We start from the raw sequence: 2461 nt of genomic DNA on the forward strand, positions 1-2461 counted from the left end.
CCGAGGGCTGCAGTCCCGGTGACGGGGGTCGTGCCACCGGCTGCGCCGGTATAGAGCACGTTGCTCTTGGCGGTCGCGCTCGCATAGGAGGTCGTGCCGCGCAGGTCGGCGGGCGTCGCGCCCGGTATCGTGGTGGAGACGTTCGACTTGGTGGAATAGCCCACCGTGGTCTGCAGCGCCTGGTTGGCGATCGATTTCGCGCTGTCGATCAGCTTCTGCAGCGAGGTGATGCCGGTGTTGGCGGCCTGGAGCACCTGCACACCGTTGTTGATGCCGTCGAGCAGGTTACTGATGTCGCTCGCCCGGTTGTCCAACCCCTGCGCCGTGAAGAAGTTGGTGGGGTTGTCGAGCGCCGTGTTGACCTTCTTACCGGTCGACAGCCGCTCCTGCGTCGTGGCCAGCAAGTCGGCCGTCGACTGCAGCGACAACAGGTTCTGGCGAACGGACGCCGAGAGAACGATGTTGGACATTGGCGAGTCTTCCTCTTGAACCGGATACGAATCGGCCGCGCGGTCTGCAAAGCGGGCTTTTGTCCAGTTTTAGGAGGTGTCCTTTAAAGTATGGTTAACGCCGGTTTAAGCGATAGGGTTAATGGCGGGTGAACGCCCCTGCCCGCCTCCGGACGCAAAAAAGAGCGGCGGGGCAAATGGCCCCGCCACTCAATTTTCTTAAGTAATTTCAGCTGCTTATTAGCGGAGCAGCTGGAGCACGCTCTGCTGCGAGGTGTTGGCCAGCGACAGCGCGGAGACCGCGATCGACTGCCGGGTCGACAGCGCCTGGCTGTTCGCCGCCTCGACGTTGGTGTCGGCCAGGGTCAGGTTGGACGAGCCGGTCTGCAGCACATTGATCAGGTTCTTGTTGAAGTCCTGACGGATCTGCACCACCGAGAGGTTCGAACCGAGGCTCGAGGCTTCCGAGCGCAGCGTGCTCGACGCGGCGTTCAGGTTGGTCAGCACCCTGTTGGCGGCTGCGTTGTCGATGAAGTCGACGCCGACGGTCAGCGAGGCGAGACCCAGGCCCTTCGAGTTGTAGGTCACGCCGGTGATGTTCAGGCTCGACTTGCCGGTCTCGTCGAACACCAGCTTGAGCTGGTCGCCGTTCAAGAGGTTGACACCGTTGAACGAGGAGTCCTGCGAGGTCGTGTCGATCTGGTTCAGGATGTTGTTGTACTGAGATACCAGGTTCGCACGGGCCGTCTGGGCAACGCCATCCTGGACGGGAGTGGAAGCCGTCGAGAACGTGAGCGCCGAAGTCAGCGTGCCGCCGATCGCACCGCCGGCGGTCGTCGAGCCGAGCGTCGAGGACGCGTAGTCGTTGGACGCGGTGATGGTCAGCAAGCCATTGGCATCGATCGTCGCCGCGAGGTTGTTGGCCTGAAGCTTCGTGTTGAGCTGGTCGAGCGTCTTGACCGTGCCGTTGGTGCCGTCGCCGAAGGTGACGTTGACCGCCGTGCCGCCGTTGAAGGAGGAGAAGGTCAAGGTCTTGCCGGCAATGCCGCCGATGCCGGAGGTGCGTGCGGCGGAGAATGCCGTTGCGTTTCCGGTGTTACCGGCGAGGCCGAACACGTTGAGCGCGTTGCCGGTGCCGGTGATCGACAGGTCGGCATTGACGCCGGTCGAGATCTTGAGCTGGCCGGAGGTGTTGATCGTCGAGTTCGACTGGCCGGTGGCGGTCGCAAGCGTCGCGGTGCCGTTGGCGTTGATCGTTGCGGTCTGCACGCCGGTGGCAATGTCGATCGCCTTCAGCACGTCGTTGACCGTACCGCCCTGCAGATAGACCGTCGAGTTGCCGTTGCCGTCGGTGACGACCGCACCGTTCGCACCATACCCGCTCGGAACGCTCGGAGCACCGGTCGAACCCGGGGTCGGCGCGTTCTTGAAGGTGATGACGTGACCGTCGACGTTCAGCGTCGAACCGTCCGCGATCGTCGCACCCAGCGAGCCCGCGGTCGTAGTCCGGTTGACGTTCAAGCTGGCATTGCCTGCACCAGAAGACGTGGTCAGGCCGAGCGCCTTGAGCAGGTCGGCCTTGCCGGTGACGCTCAGATCCGCACCCGTCGAGCTCTTCAGCGTGACGGCACCCGCACCAACGCTCGAAGCGGTCTGGTTGAAGCTGGTGGCGAGCGTCGCAGCACCGGCAGTGATGGCTGCCGTCTTGACGCCGCTGGCCAGATCGACCGCGGTCAACAGATCGCTGACGGTCGCTGCCGGAGTGCCCGCGGTCCCGAGATAGACCGTGGTGTTGCCGTTGCCGTCGGTGACGAGGTTGCCGCTGACGCCCGAACCGGACGCAACCGCAGTCGAGGCCGGGGCAGACCCCGAGCGGAAGGTGATGGTCTTGCCGTTCACCGTCAGGGTGTCGCCGTCGGCGGGCTGGGCGTTGCCGAGCAAGCCGGTTGCGGTCGTGCCGTTGGTGGCGATCAGGGTGATGGCGCCGGTCAGGGCCGTGGTGCCGTCGCCGG

General features: G+C 64.4%; 1 protein-coding gene and 1 pseudogene. Both read right to left on the minus strand.

The features are described from left to right. Positions 1-470 (minus strand): annotated as a pseudogene (locus MOV74_RS36030) (flagellin); the annotation flags it as partial. Between the two features lie 219 nt (positions 471-689). Then, positions 690-2461: DUF1522 domain-containing protein (locus MOV74_RS36035; protein ID WP_246932017.1), on the minus strand; the 1772-nt coding region annotated here is incomplete at its 5' end.

This window comes from Bradyrhizobium sp. SHOUNA76 (assembly GCF_023006445.1).
Lineage (GTDB): Bacteria > Pseudomonadota > Alphaproteobacteria > Rhizobiales > Xanthobacteraceae > Bradyrhizobium.